Below are 15,899 nucleotides of genomic sequence, written 5' to 3' on the forward strand. Positions count from 1 at the left end.
AGGTCGGGGTCGCGGAGCATGATCATCGTGTCGACCATGTCGCGGATGCGGTTTTTCGACCATGATCCGCGGCGGCGTAGTTGTTCGGCGATGTCGCGGTCGATGTCGGCCATGTGCTCGGTGCCGTCGATGAGGTCGGTGCGGGAGACGATCTCGGCGATGTGGTGGGCTGCGACCTGTCCTCCTTTGAGCAGTTGTTTGACGTGGGGGAGACGGTCGCGCAGGGCGAGGGCGCGGGTGAGGTAGTTCTCGGCGCCTTGTTGGGTGATCTGTTGGGCGGCGGCCAGTTGCGCGGCGCAGACCGCGAATGGGTCGACGGCCCGCAACCCGACCGGGCTGTCTTCTAGGGGTGCGACGACGAGGCGGTGCAGCTGGGCGGCGCTGTCGTAGCGGACCCATTCGAAGTAGCTTTGCGCGGCCACCGACCGTTCACAGTTGCGCAGCAACTCGTTGGGCCGCAGCCAGTTGGCGGGGCCGATACCGGCCGCCCGCTGCACTTCGACATCCCCGCCCTCGAACATATGAGCGACTATGCCAGAAGGGTCGGACAATTTAATCGACGCTGGTCAGGGCATATTTGTCACAGTCACCAGAAGCGAAGGGTGACGGAATGGGAGGGTCCTACTGGTCCAGGACGCGTTGGACTGCCTGCGCGCTGATGTCACCGTCGACCACATGGATGCGCTCGCCCTGATGAGAACCATTGACCCAATCGCCAGAGGTCTTCCAGTCGATGATCTTGCCGTCGTTGTCGAAGGCGATGGCGGTGTAGTCGGAGTGTTGTTCGGCGAACTCGGCTATCTGGGTGGCGGTGGAGCTGAGATCAGTCATGAGATGGAACCTACCCATACATTGGGTGCTCGACACATGTCGGCGCATCGAATTCGATTCTGACCTCGATAAATCGCGCACTCGCCAATCTGTCATATCGAAAATGGAACACCTTATCGCTTGAGCAATGAGGGCAGAGATTCCAATGGACGGTCGTTCAGGGAATTATCTTTAATAAGCCTAACAAATAAACTATTCACGAGTCCTTGACCGTTAAAGTGTGCGCTTATGTGCTCCCTGAGGGCACGTTCAGCTGAATTCGGATGCAATAGTTGCGGACGTTTTCTCGGACTCCAACGCCGACCTGCGATGAATTCATCTACGGAACAAATCTGTACAGCAATCATGACCTCGAACTGCGTCGATGCGAAAGATTGAGGCCAGATTTTCTCGGTAAAGGCGTAGTAGTAGAAGTGATGACGATTCTCCAATTGGCTCGCCATAAAGACCCATTTGGCGTAGGGTCGGCATCGAATTGATAATTGCTGTTGAATTTGTGTAACGCCGGGCTCCCCGCGGGCGACATTCCCGGCGAGATACATGTGAACCGCTTCGGATTGAGTTCTTGCTAACCGATGTGGGGACCATCGTCTGGTGCGAATTCCGCGGCAGGGGGGTCGGATATTCACGTTGACCTCACCACCAATCCGATGCGGCTTGAAGGGCCGCCAGAGCTTTGTGAGGTTGAAGACATGAATCGAAACGCCAAAGGCGCTCTCGCTGCCGGAGCTGCTGTCGTCGTCCTGCTCGGCGGTGCGGGTTCGTACGCACTATGGAGTGACTCGGGCACCAACACCCCGGGGAACGTGAGCACCGGTGAGCTCGACCTGACGGCCCAGGGGACGCCATCGTGGACCGATGTGTCGACGACGGGGATCGTCGGCGGTACTGCGGTCGATCCGACGACTGACCTGCTGGTGCCGCTGGACACCTGGGAGTACACCTCGACATACACAGCTATTGCGACCGGCAAGAACATGGAGGCAGAGGTCACTGTCGATCCTGGCACCGCGGGGACACCGCCAACGGGCGTGACGGTGACCCCGGTCGCCACTGTCGACGGCACCCCGGCACCCGGCGGTAGCACCGTCACCATCACCCCCGGCGCACCCCACACCGTCGTCGTGAAGGTCACGGTCGCGTTCGCCGATGTTGGCGGCCAAACCAGCCAGAACGAGGCCGTCGACGTATCCGGGATGTCGGTGAACCTGAATCAGGTTCGTTCCTGACGATGTCCTGGTCGGGTACGACCCGGCTCGTGGTCGTAACAGTATTGAGTGCGGTCGCCGCCCTGTCCCTGGCGGCAGTGCGGTCGACCGACGCTCTGTGGACCGACAACGCCTCCACCGACAGCGCGACGGTGACAACCGGCCAGCTCAAGCTGTTGGCAGGCAGTGGGTCCGGGTCGATCTACCAGTTCGCGGGACTCAATGGGGCGGGAATACTCCCCGGCGACCAACGCCAGGCCCCGTTGGCGATCACCAATGGTGGTAGCACCCCCCTGCGGTATCGCCTCAATGCTGCCGGCCCACAAGTCAGTACGCCCGGCTCGGGCGTCACGTTGTCACTGTCCGGGACCGTCATGGCCGTCGGCAGCACGTGCGGCATCGGGACACTGCCCGGTGCCGCGGCGTTCACGACGTTCACCACAAGCGCTTCCGGTACGGCCGCCAGCAGTCCCTGGCGTTCGCTGGCAGAGGGGGCGACAGAGACCTGGTGCATGAGGAGCACGCTGCAATCGGTCACCGGAACCGGGTCAGCGACCTACACAGTACTTTTCGCCTTCGGGTCAGAGCAGAGGCGAACATGACCTCGAAACAGTCGGATTCGCACACCGCCACCCAAGACACCCCGCACAGAACCGGACCGCTGTGGTGGGCGTTCCAGGTCATCACGTGGGTACTCCTGCTGGCCCTGGTGGGGATCCTTCTCGTGACAATCGTCGTACCGAAGATCGCGGGGGCGCAGCCGTATACGGTTCTCACCTCGTCGATGAAGCCGGAATATCCGCCGGGGACACTCATCGTGGTCCGCAAGGTCGATGTGTCGACCCTCGAGATTGGTGATGTGGTGACCTACCAGATTCGTTCGGGTGAACCCGCAGTCGTCACCCATCGCATCGTCGGATTCAATTTCGACCAGCAAGGCAACAGGCTCCTCACGACGCAGGGCGATGCAGTCGCGGTCCCGGATGCACAGCCGGTGCGGCCGGCGCAGATACGAGGGGAGTTGTGGTACTCGATCCCGTACCTCGGTCACGTGAACAATTGGATCAGCGGCTCGACGCGACTGGTCGTTGTTTACGCAGTCGCTGCAACCCTCTTCCTTTACGCAATCGTTCAGTTCGCGGGCTCGGTCCGCGAACGCCGCGCTTCGCCGAGCGCGCCGTGAGTGCGTGGTTGCGTGCCGCGGGGTTGGTGCTGATCGGCCGCCGACTCCGCGCGGTGCTGTCGATCGGGATGGTCATCGGCATCGGCGTGGTGGGAACGCTGGCGCTGTGGTCATCGACCGTGAACACCCGGTCAGGGGAGTTCACCACCGCCACCGTCAATATCCTCGCCGACGGTGTGAAGGGCGGGTCCTTCAGCTTTGCCCCCAGTGGGATTCTCCCGGGGCAGTCGGCTGCGAAAACTGTCACGGTCACCAATCACGGGACTGCGCCGTTCAGTTACACAGCGTCGGTATCAAGTGACGACGCTCTCGGTCAGGGCGTGACGCTCACGGTGAGGTCCGAGGCGACCGCGACATCCGGCGGAATGTGCAACGGGGGAAACGTAATCACGACCAACAAACCCATCAAGAGTACGAAAGAGCCTTTTACGACTGGTCCCAGACCACTCGCGGGTGCCTCGGGCACTGAAATCCTGTGTCTTCAGTTGAACCTTCCGGACACTGCTTCGGCGGACCTTGCGGGCGTTTCGGGAAAGGTGATGTTCACCTTCGATGCCAGTGCGGGTACCTGAGATGTCCGACCGGGTGAAGAAAGTTGCGGTCGAGATCGCGTTGACCGTCGGCGCGCTCGCCGGACTGCTCTGCGTGATCATCGCGATCGTAGGTGTCTCATTCGGCCTGTCGCCGTTGATCTTCCGTTCGGATTCCATGTCACCGGCGATCGACGTCGGCGACGTGGCGATCTCCCGTTCCATACCCGCCGCCGACGTTGCGGCCGGGGACATCGTGAGTGTCTCGCGTCCGGACGGCACCCGCATCACCCATCGGGTGGTGTCGATCGATGCGCACGTCGGTAATTCCACCACCATGACCCTGCGGGGTGATTCGAACAACGTCGACGACCCGCAGCCGTACACCGTCACCACCGTCGACGAGATCCTCTTCCACATCCCCAACCTGGGCTACGTCCTGAGCTGGTTCGCCAATCCGTACTCGTGGGCTCTTGCAACGTTGTCCACTCTTGGACTGTTGTGGCTGGCGTTCCGACCAGACAAGCTGTTTCGTAAGACAAGCTCTGGTAGGCATGCAGTCTCGTCGCCGGTGCGCTCGCGCGGCACCGCGGTGGCCGCGCAGGCAGTGATTGCCGCGATCGTGGTTGCGGCAGCTGTCGTGGGCTTCGAGCGAACCCATGGCACTCTCGCTGCGTTGACCGACTCCGCGACAGCCTCTGGTTCGGTGTCAGCAGGTCGGCCGATCGTACCGACGGGCTTGACATGTAGGACGCAGGGCTCCAGCGCGGTGCTGTCATGGCAAAACCCGGCCGCGCAGCAGACCTATAGTTATCAGCTCATCTTCGCACCTGCGGTGCTTGGCCAGTCAAAAACCGTGGTCGTGGCGCCTTCATCAAGCAATCCGGCCACATTCGCGGTAACCACCAGCTTTGCTACAGGCTTGTTGGGTCTGCTCGGCTTCTACGATGTCGAGTTGCGAAGTAAGGTCGGCAACTTTCTGTCTGCAGGTGCGGTCACCATCCGAGTGAACGTCTTGTTGCTAAGTGTCCTATGTGGGCCGGGCACCAGTTCTCCCATAGCTCCGAGGGCCGCACCGGACGCAAAAATTTTTTCGTCTACGACACCCGCCGCCTCAACCGCATCCGACCCGGCTGGGTCGTCGACCTCCGCGGCCCCGAGCCCGAGCGCACCCGAGAAAACCACGACAAGTGTGTCTGAGCCGGCGCCGACCACATCCGTCGAGGAGACGCCCACCAGCGCGCCAAAGGTATCGACGGCCCAACCGGTCCCAGTGGCCGATGCGCCGTCGCCCGAAGGAACCTACATTGCCTCCGCCAGCGATGGCACCCTGGTCATCGAGGACAAGGAAGGTACCGAGGTGTTCCGCGCTGACGTGAATGCGGCCGGTCTGATTTGGGTGGACGACACGACGCTGAAGGTGACCGGCGACGACGGCACGGTGACCACGGTGACCCGGGGGGAAGGCACCTGGTCCGCATCTCCCTGAAACCAAAAATGGTGGCTTCTGGCGAACCCGACCTGCGGGTTTGCTCGCCAAAAGCCACCAAAATGGGGTCTTTTACGTGTGGTACGGCTCCGCGCTGACCAGCGTCACGGACACGGTGGCCCCACTGGGCACGGTGTACTTGCGGGTGTCACCGACCTTGGCGTCGATGAGCGAACCGCCGAGCGGCGACTTCGGGGAGTAGACCTCGAGCTTCTCATCTGATGAACCCTGTTCTCGGGTCGCGATCAGGAAGGTTTCGGTGTCTGACTCGTCGCCGTCGTAGTAGACCTTGACCACGGATCCGGGCAATGCAACGCCCGACTGGGTGGGGGTCTCGCCAACCTTGGCGGTGTTGAGCAGCTCCTGGAGCTGACGAATGCGGGCCTCTTGCTGACCCTGCTCGTCACGGGCGGCGTGGTAGCCGCCGTTCTCCTTGAGGTCGCCCTCTTCGCGGCGCTCGTTGATCTCGGCAGCAATCACCGGACGATTCGCGATGAGAGCGTCGAGCTCCTCTTTGAGCCGATCATGGGACTCCTGGGTAAGCCAGGTCACCTCGGTGTCGGTCATGCTCGTCACTCCCTCTCGTTAAATACAGCAACACGGCCCCTCTCGGGACCGTGTATCAGCCAAGAGTACCAGCACAGATGGACGGTTCTCGAATTCTTATCTAATTGTGGCCGCAGTTTCGAGCGAGGAACCGTAGGTGGGCTCGCGTTTTTTCAGCCAACCGACGAACAGGTAGGTCAGTGGCATGATCGCCACCTCGACCAGCGTTTTCCATACGAAGCCGATGATCGTGTAGTTCACGAAATCCGACCAGGTCGAAATGCCCAGTGCGGTAGCGGCAATGGAGCAGAAGACCAGCGTGTCGAAGAATTCGCCGACGACCGTCGAACCGAGTAGGCGGGCCCAGAGGTGCTTTTCTCCGGACCGTTCCTTCATTTTGACGAGTACCCAAGAATTGAGGAATTCGCCGACCACGTATCCGGCCAATCCTGCGGCGAGGAACTGTGGGACCACGCCTGCGACTGTCTTGAACGACTCCTGGCCGTCGTAGAAGTCGGCTGCGGGTAGGTGGATGGTGAGCCAGAAACAGAGGGAGGCGATGAGCAAGACGAAGAACCCGGCGAGGATCGTGCGGCGCATGGCTTTGAAGCCGTAGACCTCGCTGATCACGTCGCCGAGCACATAGGCGAGGGGGAAGAGGTAGAACGCGCCGTCGGTGACCAGGCCGTCCATGGACAGTGGGCCCAGATCGATGTGGAGATCGGTGAACAGCACCACACCTTTGGTGCCGGTGATGTTGCTGATCATCATCACGCCGACGAAGAGGCCGACGAGCATCGGGTAGTAGTGACTGGTGATGGTGGCGAACGCCGGACCCGGTCCCTTGGCGGTGGACGGGTCCGGCTGCCCAGACTGTGTTGTTGGTGTCATGGGTGCCGATTATGGGTGATCAGCACTCGCCGCGAGTGATCGCCTCCGGCAGTTCACCGAGCATGTCGACGCCGGAACCGTTCCAGTAGTAGCTCACATACACCTCTCCCTGCGGGTCGGCATTCGGTTCATCGCCCGTGATGTAGCGGTACCGGACGTCGATTCGGTCGTCTGCCGTTGCGGCCACGGTCTGGTAGCTCAGGTTGCAGGCAGTTCCGGTTCCGAGGAACTCCCCGTCGTGGAAGAGCAGGAGTTGATACGGCGACGACACGGTCCCGCCCTGGGTGTCCAAGGTCACGTAGGTGAGCGACGCGCATGTGTTGACGTTGCTTTCCCCCTCGACCCATCCCGAGCCCGGCATGGGTGGCGCGATCTGGGCGATCGCAGAGTCGATCATCGCCGTGTCGACGTCGCACGTGGCTTGGCTCAGCGGACTGGTCGCGGGACTGTCCTGTGCTGGAGGCGACGTGATCGTGGTGGCCGAGACCTCGGTTTCCGTCAGGGTGGTGATCGCCGGCGATGCGTTGCCCTCGTCGGCGGTACCGCATCCTGTCGCGACCGCCGCAGCGATCGACGCGGCAATGGTAATCACGCAGATTCGTGTCGAAAAACGAGCATTCGCAGTGGTTTTCATCGAGCAGATCCCTTCGTTGCCGACCCACTCCCACCGTCGCAATCGACGGCGAAATAGTTAGTCACAGAAAGGTTTCGAACGGTCCGGCTCAGCGGACGTCGCAGGTCAGGGCCGTGGGAGCAGCGACATGCGTCCGCTGTTCACACGACAGTCGGTCGGGTCTACCGGATCACGGGGCGACGAGGTAGTCAGGCACCGATTCGCTGCAGCCGTAGACCTCGCCGACGGCAGGAGCCGCCGACGTCCGGACCAGTGATGACAATGACAGTTGGGTCTGATCGGATGCAGGGATGTAGACCTCACGGCGGCCGGTTTCAGAGCCGTCTTTCGAGCGTGCTCGCAGGACGCAGGTCGCCGGCTTGCTCGGGTCCTTGCGATTCACCGTGAATTTCACCTCGACGGTAGAGCTGTCGATGATCAGGTAGCCGCTGGCTTCCCCTGAGATGTCGGGGTCGGAAAAGCGCTGGTAGCCGATCCAGGCCAGTAGTACGCCCGCTGCCACCACCAGCGTCGTGAGCACCACGAACCACCGGCGCCGAGATCGTGGTGAACGTTCGGAGGGGTAGCGCCCCTGCGGGAGGCTGCGAGCGCTGGTCATGCGTTCATACCTACCATGTAGAGAGAACCTGTAGGACCGGTGAGGGCGGGTCGCACGTTCGGTGGGAGTATTGAAGCCGATGACCAGCAGTGTGAAGGTGAGGGAACGCGTGGGTGGACTACGACTCATGGCGGTGCATGCGCACCCCGACGACGAGTCCAGCAAAGGTGCGGCCACGATGGCCAAATACGCCGCCGATGGCCATGACGTCTTGGTGGTGACTCTCACCGGCGGTGAGCGTGGCGATATCCTCAACCCGGCGATGGATCTGCCGGGGATCAAAGAACGGATGCCCGAGGTCCGCCGCGAGGAGATGGCCAAGGCCGCGGCAGCGCTGGGTGTGCAGCAGATGTGGCTCGGATTCGTGGACTCAGGGCTTCCCGAGGGCGACCCGCTGCCCCCGCTGCCGGAAGGCTCGTTCGCCACCGTGCCGCTCGAGGTCTCGACCGAGGCGTTGGTTCGGGTGGTCCGCGACTTCAAGCCGCACGTGATGGTCACCTACGACGAACTCGGCGGCTACCCGCATCCCGATCACATCCGCGACCATGAGGTCTCGATGGCCGCATATGAGGCCGCCGGCGATCCGGAGCAATTCCCGGACGCGGGGGATCCGTGGACGGTGTCGAAGATCTATTACACCCATGGGTTCATACGCGATCGCATGGTGTTGTTCTCCGACGAGTACGCGAAGATCGGCAAAGAGAGTCCTTTTGCGGAGTGGCTCTCGAAGTGGGATCCCGAACGCGGGAACCTGATGGGCCGGGTGACCACGCAGGTCACCTGCGGCGAGTTCTTCCCGCAGCGAGACGAAGCACTGCGCGCCCACGCGACGCAGATCGATCCGAACGGCGTGTTCTTCGCGGTGCCCATGGAGTGGCAGCAAAGGCTTTGGCCCACAGAGGAGTTCGAACTCGCTAAAACCAGGGTGAAGACCGCGATACCGGAGACGGACCTGTTCGCCGGCATCGACGCGGCGATCGCGGCCGGAGCCTCCGAATGAACACCACTCTGGCAGCGGCCCGACTCACGGATGTCCTCGCGAAGACCGAGGGCCCGGAGTTCGGCAAAGCCTCACCCATGGGGTTGCTCGTGGTGCTGCTCCTGCTGGCGGGGACCGTCTTCTTGATCTGGTCGATGAACCGGCACCTGCGGGGACTGCCGAAAAAGTTCGATTGGGACAACCCGGAGGCCGATCAGGCCGCCGACGACGGGACCGACGGTGACCCGCGGCAGCAACAGCCTCGCTGAGGCGACCAGCCCGTATCTTCGCCAGCACGCCGACAACCCGGTGCACTGGCAACAATGGAGTCCCGACGCCTTGGCCTGGGCACGTCAACGCGACGTGCCCATTCTGCTGTCGGTCGGATACGCCGCATGTCACTGGTGCCACGTGATGGCCCACGAATCGTTCGAGGACCCGGCCACCGCGGCGGTGATGAACCGGGACTTCGTCTGCATCAAGGTCGATCGTGAGGAACGCCCCGACATCGATGCGATCTACATGAACGCAACGGTCGCGATGACCGGCCACGGTGGCTGGCCCATGACCTGTTTCCTGAGTCCGGGCGGCGAGCCCTTCTACTGCGGCACCTACTTCCCGCCCGCGCCAAGGCAAGGCGTGCCGTCATTCGTGCAACTGCTGGAGGCGATCACGGCAACGTGGACGACCAATCGCGACGAGGTCGACCGGGTCGGTGCGGCCGTCAGCGAGCACCTGCAGGCCAATAACGCAGGCCTTCCTGAACCGCAACACCCGCTCGACGATGCGTTGCTGGCCAAGGCTGTCGCGGATGTGCTGCGAGACGAGGACCGCACTCACGGTGGCTTCGGCGACGCACCCAAGTTTCCGCCGTCGGCTCTGCTGGAGGGCCTGCTCCGCGAGTACGAGAGAGCAGGTGACCCGGCCGCGCTCGGTGCAGTGACCCGGACCGCGGATGTGATGGCCCGGGGCGGGATCTACGACCAGCTCGGCGGTGGGTTCGCCAGGTACGCGGTCGATCAGAACTGGGTGGTGCCGCACTTCGAGAAAATGCTCTACGACAATGCGCAACTGCTCCGCGTCTATGCCCATCTAGCACGAGTCACGTCAGATCCTTTGATGCGCAGGGTGACCGAAGAGACCATCAGATTTCTCGAGCGCGACCTCACAGTGGTCGGCGGGTTCGCGTCGGCGCTGGATGCGGACACCGACGGGCAAGAGGGACTGACGTACGTCTGGACACCGGGCGAACTGACCGAGGTCTTGGGGACAGCGGACGGGCTCTGGGCCGCAGAGCTTTTCACAGTCACGACAGCGGGAACGTTCGAAGCGGGTGCGTCGACGTTACAGTTGCGCGCAGACCCGGGTGATGCGGTCCGCTATGAGTCGGTGCGCAGCCGCTTGTGGGCAGTGCGCACCCGGCGATCGCAACCGGCGCGCGACGGAAAGGTGGTGACCGGCTGGAACGCCATGGCCATCACCGCGCTCGCCGAAGCCGGTGCAGGACTGGGCCGGCCGGACTGGATCGACCTGGCGGCCTGGTGTGGGCGCGAGATCCTGGCCCGTCATGTGGTCGAGGGGAGGCTGCGGCGTTCGTCGCTCGATGGTGTCGTGGGGGAGCCGCTGGCAGCCTTGGAGGACTACGGGGCACTCGTGACAGCCCTGCTGACCTTGCACCAGGTGACCGGGGAAGCGTCGTGGCTCGACGCGGCGCTCGGGTTGCTGGACGAGTCGATCGACCTCTTCGCGGATCCCGGGGCGCGGGGATCGTGGTACGACTCGGGCTCTGACGCCGAGGACTTGCTTACGCGCCCACGAGATCCGATCGACGGTGCGACTCCCGCGGGCACCTCTCTGATCGCCGAGGCCCTGCTGACCGCGGCACCGCTGACGCCGGTCGAACGGACCGGCCGATCCGCTGACGACTACGCGGCGCTCGCCGAAGCGACGCTGTCCAGAGGTGGGGTGCTGCTCGACAAGCTGCCTCGTTCGGCCGGTCATTGGCTCGCGGTGATCTCTGCGCGGCTCGCCGGCCCCCTGCAGGTCGCGGTATCGCAGCCTGGACACGAGGCGACAGAGCTTTTGGTGGCCGCTCGACAGTTGGTTCCCGGTGGCACCGTGGTCGTTGCCGGACCGGTCGACTCACAACCGCTCCTGGCAGGACGCCCGATGGTCGATGGGCGGGCGGCCGCGTACATCTGCCGGGGTTCGGTCTGTGGGCTGCCGGTGACAACCGCTGACGGCCTGGCCGCTCAACTCAAGACTTGAGCACCTTCGCGAACTGGTCCAGGGCCCAATCGATCTCGTCGATGGTGATCACGATGGGCGGCGCGAATCGAAGGGTCGAACCGTGGGTGTCCTTGACCAGCACACCGCGCTGCGCGAGTTTCTTGCACATTTCTTTGCCCGACCCGAGGGCGGGATCGACGTCGACTCCCGCCCAGAGACCCAGACCCCGCACCGCAGTCACCCCGGAGCCCACCATGTCCGAGAGCCTGCTGTGCAGATGCGCACCCATGACTCTCGCGCGGTCCTGCCAGTACCCCGTGCCCAGCATGCTCACGACCGTCGAGCCGACAGCGGCAGCAAGAGGATTGCCGCCGAAGGTGGAACCGTGTTCGCCGGGTGCCAGCACACCGAGCACGTCGTTGTTGCCGACGACGGCAGACACCGGCAGCACACCGCCACCGAGCGCTTTGCCCAGGGTGTACAGGTCCGGCACCACGCCCCAGTGATCTGAGGCGAGAGTTTCACCCGTTCGACCGAGGCCTGACTGGATCTCGTCGCAGATCATCAATACGTTGGCAGCAGTGCACAGTTCGCGGACCTTCGGGAGATAATCCGCGGGTGGCACGACCACCCCTGCCTCGCCCTGGATGGGTTCGATCAACACCGCGACAGTGGTGTCGTCGATTGCTGCAGCCATGGCGTCGGCGTCACCGAAGGGGACGATCCGGAAGCCCGGTGTGAAGGGACCGAAACCGCGCCGCGCGGACTCGTCGTCGGAGAAGCTCACGATGGTGGTGGTGCGACCGTGGAAGTTTCCCGCAGCCACCACTATCGAGGCCTGATCGGTCGGCACGCCTTTGACATCGGTACCCCACTTGCGGGCCACCTTGATCGCGGACTCGACTGCCTCGGCTCCGGTGTTCATCGGCAGCACCATGTCCTTGCCGCAGAGCGCCGCGAGATCGCGACAGAACGGTCCGAGTCGGTCGGAATGAAAAGCTCTGCTGGTCAACGTCAACCGGTTCAACTGATCGTTCACCGCGGCGATGATCTCGGTGTTGCGATGCCCGAAATTGACCGCGGAGTACCCGGCCAAGGCGTCGAGGTAGCGATTGCCTTCGACGTCGGTGATCCACACCCCGTCGGCTGTGGCCGCCACTACGGGCAGGGGCGAATAGTTGTGCGCAGCATGGTCGTCGACCATGGTGATGTGCTCGCCCGAGCTGTAGACCGGTCCGACGGCATTGGCGAGGTCGATGCTCATGATGGTGTTCCTGTCCTGCGTAGTTCGAGAGTGCAACATTTGATCCCACCGCCGCCTTTGAGGAGTTCGGACAAGTCGACCTCGATGACGGAGACGCCGGCGCCGGTGATGGCAGCGGCCAACCGCGGCGCGGCGTCGGTCATCACGACATTGCGACCGTCGGACACGAGGTTGAGACCGAGCACGATGGCATCGGCGTCATCGGCGACGATGGCATCCGGATAGAGGGTCGCCAACGTGTCCTGAGCCGCCGTCGAGAACGCGGCGGGATGGTAGGCGATGGTGTGATCGTCGAGGACCGCGATGACGGTGTCGAGGTGGTAGTAGCGGGGATCGACGAGTTCGAGGCTGATGACGGGCATGCCGGTGAGTCGCCGGACCTGTTCGTGGGCAACGGGATCTGTACGGAATCCGGAGCCCGCCAGGATCCGGTCACCGACGACGAGAAAGTCACCCTCACCTTCGTTGATGCCGTCGAGGTGATGGACGGGGCCCACCGCGGCCCCGGCAAGCCAGGCGGCGTAGGCCGGGCCCTCCGCCCGGCGTTCGGCATGGCGAAACCTGGCGGCGATCGCGACGCCACCCGCGACGAGGCCACCATTGGCGGCGTAGACCATGTCGGGTAGGCCGGGCTCCGCCGGTACGAGGTCCACAGTGTGCCCGAGGTCGAGGTAGGTGCGCCGAAGACGCTCCCACTGCTCGAGGGCCAGTGAGTTGTCGACCTCGATCGAAGGGTCCATCCACGGGTTGATGGAGTAGTTCACCTCGAAGTGGGTCGGGGTGGTCATCGCGTATGTGCGTGGGCGCGAGATCCGTTCACGCATAGGGGTGGGGGCGAAGTCGGTGATGGTCACCTGTTGATCGTATGAGGACTGCAGGCGCAATCAATCGACGGATATTGCGTCTACACCCGGTATCTGTTGTGTCTTCTGGCAGAATGGTCAGATCCGTTGCGTGTAGCGGCTAAAACCTCTGAGGAGGCTGTTCATGGCGGCGCTCGACGAACTCGACGAGTCGATCCTGGCGTGCCTCACGCGCGACGCCCGACAGACCTATGCGCAGATCGGCGAGCAGGTGCGACTGTCGGCGCCCGCGGTCAAGCGGCGGGTCGACCGTCTCGTCTCGTCCGGGGTCATCCGAGGCTTCACCGTCGTCACCGATCCGGCCGCGCTGAAGTGGACGACGGAGGCGTACGTGCAGGTTTTCTGCAGGGGCACCATCGCGCCGGACATCCTCGCGCGTTCGTGGGAACACATCACCGAGGTGGTCAGTGCGGCCACGGTCACCGGGCAGGCGGACGCGATCCTGCGTGTGGTGGCGCGGGACGTACAGCATCTCGAGGCGGCGCTCGAGAGGATCCGCGCGGCGGAGACCGTCGACCATTCCGAGAGCATCATCGTGCTGTCCCGGGTCATCGACCGGGGCCGGCCATGACCGGGATGTAGCCGCCCCGTCGCCCTCGTGCTAGATTGGCCGACGTGAACATCCGCGTACGTGCCTATTGGCGCTTTATCGAGGCTCCGGGTGGAGCCGCCGATACAGCGCTACGCTGACGCGCAACAACACCCGGAGCCCCGAGCAGTGACCGATCGCGGTCGCTGCTTTTTCTTTGTCAGGGCACCGGACGACAGTGTTGCGGTGCCGCCGAATCAGGAAGGCACACAACATGAGTAGCGAACAGGGAATCCTGTCCGGTCCCCAGACCTCCGACCGCCGTATCCGTTCGTTCCGCGAGATCCCGTCCCCGGACACCGTGCGCTCGGAGTTGCCGCTCACCGCCCGCCGAGCCGAGGTGGTGCAGCGCGATCGCGATGAGATCGCCGCCATTCTCGCCGGTAGGGATGACCGGCTGCTGGTGATCGTGGGACCTTGCTCCGTCCACGATCCCGTCGCTGCCCTCGATTACGCCCGTCGCCTCGCGCCGATCGCCACCGAGCATGCCGACCGCCTGAAGATCGTGATGCGGGTGTACTTCGAGAAGCCGCGAACCACGGTCGGCTGGAAGGGGCTGATCAACGACCCCGGTATGGACGGCAGTTTCGACGTCGAACGCGGCCTGCGCGTCGCTCGTTCGCTGTTGCTCGACATCATCGACCTCGGACTTCCCGTCGGCTGTGAGTTCCTCGAGCCGACCAGCCCGCAGTACATCGCTGACGCGGTGGCGTGGGGCGCAATCGGGGCTCGTACCACCGAATCCCAGGTGCATCGCCAGCTGGCCTCTGGTCTGTCCATGCCCATCGGGTTCAAGAACGGCACCGACGGCAACATCCAGGTCGCCACTGACGGTGTGAAAGCCGCAGCCGCAGAACACGTCTTCTTCGGCGTCGACGATTTCGGTCGCGGTGCCATCGTGGAGACCGCTGGTAACACTGATTGCCACATCATCTTGCGTGGTGGCACGGGTGGCCCGAACTTCGATGCCGCATCGATCGAGGGCGCCCTGGCCTCCCTGGCCAAGGCCGGTCTGGCCGAACTGCTGATGATCGACTGTTCGCACGCCAACTCGGGCAAGGACCACATCAGGCAGGCAGGTGTCGCCACCGAGATCGCCGCGATGATCAAGGGTGGTCAGCGGGGGATCAGCGGTGTGATGCTGGAGAGCTTCCTGGTCGCCGGTGCCCAGTCGACCGAGGCCACCCCACTCACCTACGGCCAATCGGTGACGGACAAGTGCATGGATTGGGACGCCACCCTCGAGGTGATCGGGGCCCTCTCGGCAGCCAAGCGCTGCTGAGCAATCCCTCCAAACGCTCCACAAATACAAGGACGCGCCACAAATAAGTGGCGCGTCCTAGTATTTGTGGAGCGTTTGCGGCTATTGGAACAGGACGATCCAGACCGCTATGTAGTGCACGAGCGCGGCGATGACTGTGCAGGCGTGGAAGAACTCGTGGTGGCCGAAGGTGGTGGGCCACGGGTCGGGCCAGCGGGTGGCGTAGAGGATGCCACCGATCGTGTAGAAGAGGCCACCGACCGCCAAGAGCACCACCACGGCTACCCCGACCGAGTCGATCAGCGCTGGTATCACCGCCACGATCGTCCAGCCGAGGAGGATGTAGAGGGGGACCCCGAGCCAGCGCGGTGACCCGGGCCAGAGCACTTTGAGGGTGACTCCGGCCAACGCTCCCGACCAGACGATGATCAACACGATCACCTGCTCAGGTGGTTCGAGGCCCATCACGCAAAAGGGTGTGTAGCTGCCGGCGATGAACACGAAGATCATCGAATGGTCTGCGCGTTTCATCCAGGTCCGCGCGACGTCGGATGTCCATTCGACACGGTGATAGGTGGCGCTGACACCGAAGACGCCGCAGACGGTCAGAGCGTAGATGCCACAGGCCAGGGCAGCCATCGGTCCGACCAGCGCCCACGCGACCGTGACCAGGACCACACCCGTGAGGATGGCGACGAATCCGGCGTACAGGTGGATCCATCCGCGCATCCGCGGCTTGATCTCGGCCAGTAGTGACAGTTCGGAATCGACCACAACTTACGGTACCGTAGGTTTTGGTCCTGC

The 15,899-nt window shown here is 63.4% G+C and carries 19 protein-coding genes; 10 read left to right on the forward strand and 9 right to left on the reverse strand.

Annotated elements, in window-relative coordinates; translation table 11 throughout:
• Positions 1-521 (reverse strand): DUF222 domain-containing protein (locus DFR67_RS19615; protein WP_146240484.1); only part of this gene is annotated, 521 nt, incomplete at its 3' end.
• Between the two features lie 100 nt (positions 522-621).
• A complete protein-coding gene (locus tag DFR67_RS19620) occupies positions 622-831 on the reverse strand; it encodes a hypothetical protein (RefSeq protein WP_110471370.1) in 210 nt (69 codons plus the stop codon).
• A gap of 692 nt (positions 832-1,523) precedes the next feature.
• On the opposite strand from DFR67_RS19620, the gene DFR67_RS19625 reads away from it, so the two are divergent.
• Genes DFR67_RS19625 through DFR67_RS19645 form a run of 5 tightly spaced genes read left to right on the forward strand, consistent with a single transcriptional unit; the run spans position 1,524 to position 5,241 of the window.
• On the forward strand, positions 1,524-2,060 hold the full coding sequence (locus tag DFR67_RS19625) for an alternate-type signal peptide domain-containing protein (RefSeq protein WP_158539994.1): 537 nt from the start codon (positions 1,524-1,526) through the stop codon (positions 2,058-2,060).
• A 29-nt stretch (positions 2,061-2,089) separates the two neighbouring features.
• Positions 2,090-2,641: a hypothetical protein gene (locus DFR67_RS19630; RefSeq protein WP_146240485.1), complete on the forward strand. Its 552-nt coding sequence runs from the start codon at positions 2,090-2,092 to the stop codon at positions 2,639-2,641.
• The gene (locus DFR67_RS19635; protein WP_110471202.1) at positions 2,638-3,222 is read left to right on the forward strand and encodes a signal peptidase I; all 585 of its coding nucleotides are present in this window, start codon (positions 2,638-2,640) and stop codon (positions 3,220-3,222) included. The genes DFR67_RS19630 and DFR67_RS19635 overlap by 4 nt, the downstream gene beginning before the upstream one ends.
• Entirely contained in the window at positions 3,219-3,794 is a 576-nt protein-coding gene (locus DFR67_RS19640) for a SipW-dependent-type signal peptide-containing protein (protein ID WP_110471203.1), read from the forward strand. Before DFR67_RS19635 ends, DFR67_RS19640 begins: the two co-directional genes overlap by 4 nt.
• Positions 3,775-5,241 (forward strand): signal peptidase I, encoded by a 1,467-nt coding sequence (locus DFR67_RS19645; RefSeq protein WP_110471204.1) that lies wholly within the window; start codon positions 3,775-3,777, stop codon positions 5,239-5,241. Before DFR67_RS19640 ends, DFR67_RS19645 begins: the two co-directional genes overlap by 20 nt.
• A gap of 72 nt (positions 5,242-5,313) precedes the next feature.
• Here the strand turns inward: DFR67_RS19645 and greA are convergent, their stop codons facing one another.
• The 4 genes from greA to DFR67_RS19665 form a co-directional block, all read right to left on the reverse strand.
• Positions 5,314-5,808: a transcription elongation factor GreA gene (greA, locus tag DFR67_RS19650; RefSeq protein ID WP_084838414.1), complete on the reverse strand. Its 495-nt coding sequence runs from the start codon at positions 5,806-5,808 to the stop codon at positions 5,314-5,316.
• Between the two features lie 96 nt (positions 5,809-5,904).
• The gene (locus tag DFR67_RS19655) at positions 5,905-6,678 is read right to left on the reverse strand and encodes a queuosine precursor transporter (RefSeq protein WP_110471205.1); all 774 of its coding nucleotides are present in this window, start codon (positions 6,676-6,678) and stop codon (positions 5,905-5,907) included.
• A gap of 19 nt (positions 6,679-6,697) precedes the next feature.
• Positions 6,698-7,270 (reverse strand): LppP/LprE family lipoprotein, encoded by a 573-nt coding sequence (locus DFR67_RS19660; protein ID WP_158539995.1) that lies wholly within the window; start codon positions 7,268-7,270, stop codon positions 6,698-6,700.
• Positions 7,271-7,481: 211 nt separating this feature from the next.
• The gene (locus DFR67_RS19665) at positions 7,482-7,910 is read right to left on the reverse strand and encodes a DUF4307 domain-containing protein (RefSeq protein WP_110471207.1); all 429 of its coding nucleotides are present in this window, start codon (positions 7,908-7,910) and stop codon (positions 7,482-7,484) included.
• Between the two features lie 79 nt (positions 7,911-7,989).
• Here DFR67_RS19665 and mca point away from each other — a divergent pair, with 79 nt between their 5' ends.
• The 3 genes from mca to DFR67_RS19680 are packed head-to-tail and all read left to right on the forward strand — an operon-like array spanning position 7,990 to position 11,157.
• Positions 7,990-8,910: a mycothiol conjugate amidase Mca gene (mca, locus tag DFR67_RS19670; protein WP_110471208.1), complete on the forward strand. Its 921-nt coding sequence runs from the start codon at positions 7,990-7,992 to the stop codon at positions 8,908-8,910.
• A complete protein-coding gene (locus tag DFR67_RS19675; RefSeq protein WP_110471209.1) occupies positions 8,907-9,158 on the forward strand; it encodes a hypothetical protein in 252 nt (83 codons plus the stop codon). The genes mca and DFR67_RS19675 overlap by 4 nt, the downstream gene beginning before the upstream one ends.
• Positions 9,130-11,157, forward strand: a complete 2,028-nt coding sequence (locus DFR67_RS19680; RefSeq protein WP_110471210.1) for a thioredoxin domain-containing protein — start codon at positions 9,130-9,132, stop codon at positions 11,155-11,157. The genes DFR67_RS19675 and DFR67_RS19680 overlap by 29 nt, the downstream gene beginning before the upstream one ends.
• On the opposite strand, the gene rocD is transcribed toward DFR67_RS19680, so the two are convergent.
• Together rocD and ddaH are read right to left on the reverse strand one after the other, a co-directional pair.
• Entirely contained in the window at positions 11,147-12,322 is a 1,176-nt protein-coding gene (gene rocD / locus DFR67_RS19685) for an ornithine--oxo-acid transaminase (protein WP_245938063.1), read from the reverse strand. The genes DFR67_RS19680 and rocD overlap by 11 nt on opposite strands.
• A 56-nt stretch (positions 12,323-12,378) precedes the next feature.
• Positions 12,379-13,236, reverse strand: coding sequence for a dimethylargininase (gene ddaH, locus DFR67_RS19690; RefSeq protein WP_110471212.1), 858 nt, complete (start codon positions 13,234-13,236; stop codon positions 12,379-12,381).
• Positions 13,237-13,369: 133 nt separating this feature from the next.
• Here ddaH and DFR67_RS19695 point away from each other — a divergent pair, with 133 nt between their 5' ends.
• Together DFR67_RS19695 and DFR67_RS19700 are read left to right on the forward strand one after the other, a co-directional pair.
• Entirely contained in the window at positions 13,370-13,816 is a 447-nt protein-coding gene (locus DFR67_RS19695; protein WP_110471213.1) for an Lrp/AsnC family transcriptional regulator, read from the forward strand.
• A gap of 232 nt (positions 13,817-14,048) precedes the next feature.
• Positions 14,049-15,116, forward strand: a complete 1,068-nt coding sequence (locus tag DFR67_RS19700; RefSeq protein WP_110471214.1) for a 3-deoxy-7-phosphoheptulonate synthase — start codon at positions 14,049-14,051, stop codon at positions 15,114-15,116.
• Positions 15,117-15,197: 81 nt separating this feature from the next.
• On the opposite strand, the gene trhA is transcribed toward DFR67_RS19700, so the two are convergent.
• Entirely contained in the window at positions 15,198-15,824 is a 627-nt protein-coding gene (gene trhA, locus DFR67_RS19705) for a PAQR family membrane homeostasis protein TrhA (protein ID WP_110471371.1), read from the reverse strand.
• Positions 15,825-15,899: the final 75 nt, after the last annotated feature.

It is taken from the genome of Williamsia limnetica (assembly GCF_003217475.1).
Taxonomy (GTDB): domain Bacteria; phylum Actinomycetota; class Actinomycetes; order Mycobacteriales; family Mycobacteriaceae; genus Williamsia; species Williamsia limnetica.

What these genes read in the sequence shown, in the direction of transcription:
- DFR67_RS19620 (WP_110471370.1), bottom strand. Translation starts at nt 831, where the DNA reads ATGACTGATCTCAGCTCCACCGCCACCCAGATAGCCGAGTTCGCCGAA.
- DFR67_RS19625 (WP_158539994.1), top strand. Translation starts at nt 1,524, where the DNA reads ATGAATCGAAACGCCAAAGGCGCTCTCGCTGCCGGAGCTGCTGTCGTC.
- DFR67_RS19635 (WP_110471202.1), top strand. Translation starts at nt 2,638, where the DNA reads ATGACCTCGAAACAGTCGGATTCGCACACCGCCACCCAAGACACCCCG.
- DFR67_RS19645 (WP_110471204.1), top strand. Translation starts at nt 3,775, where the DNA reads ATGCCAGTGCGGGTACCTGAGATGTCCGACCGGGTGAAGAAAGTTGCG.
- greA (WP_084838414.1), bottom strand. Translation starts at nt 5,808, where the DNA reads ATGACCGACACCGAGGTGACCTGGCTTACCCAGGAGTCCCATGATCGG.
- DFR67_RS19655 (WP_110471205.1), bottom strand. Translation starts at nt 6,678, where the DNA reads ATGACACCAACAACACAGTCTGGGCAGCCGGACCCGTCCACCGCCAAG.
- DFR67_RS19665 (WP_110471207.1), bottom strand. Translation starts at nt 7,910, where the DNA reads ATGACCAGCGCTCGCAGCCTCCCGCAGGGGCGCTACCCCTCCGAACGT.
- mca (WP_110471208.1), top strand. Translation starts at nt 7,990, where the DNA reads ATGACCAGCAGTGTGAAGGTGAGGGAACGCGTGGGTGGACTACGACTC.
- DFR67_RS19675 (WP_110471209.1), top strand. Translation starts at nt 8,907, where the DNA reads ATGAACACCACTCTGGCAGCGGCCCGACTCACGGATGTCCTCGCGAAG.
- rocD (WP_245938063.1), bottom strand. Translation starts at nt 12,322, where the DNA reads ATGGTCGACGACCATGCTGCGCACAACTATTCGCCCCTGCCCGTAGTG.
- DFR67_RS19695 (WP_110471213.1), top strand. Translation starts at nt 13,370, where the DNA reads ATGGCGGCGCTCGACGAACTCGACGAGTCGATCCTGGCGTGCCTCACG.
- DFR67_RS19700 (WP_110471214.1), top strand. Translation starts at nt 14,049, where the DNA reads ATGAGTAGCGAACAGGGAATCCTGTCCGGTCCCCAGACCTCCGACCGC.
- trhA (WP_110471371.1), bottom strand. Translation starts at nt 15,824, where the DNA reads ATGCGCGGATGGATCCACCTGTACGCCGGATTCGTCGCCATCCTCACG.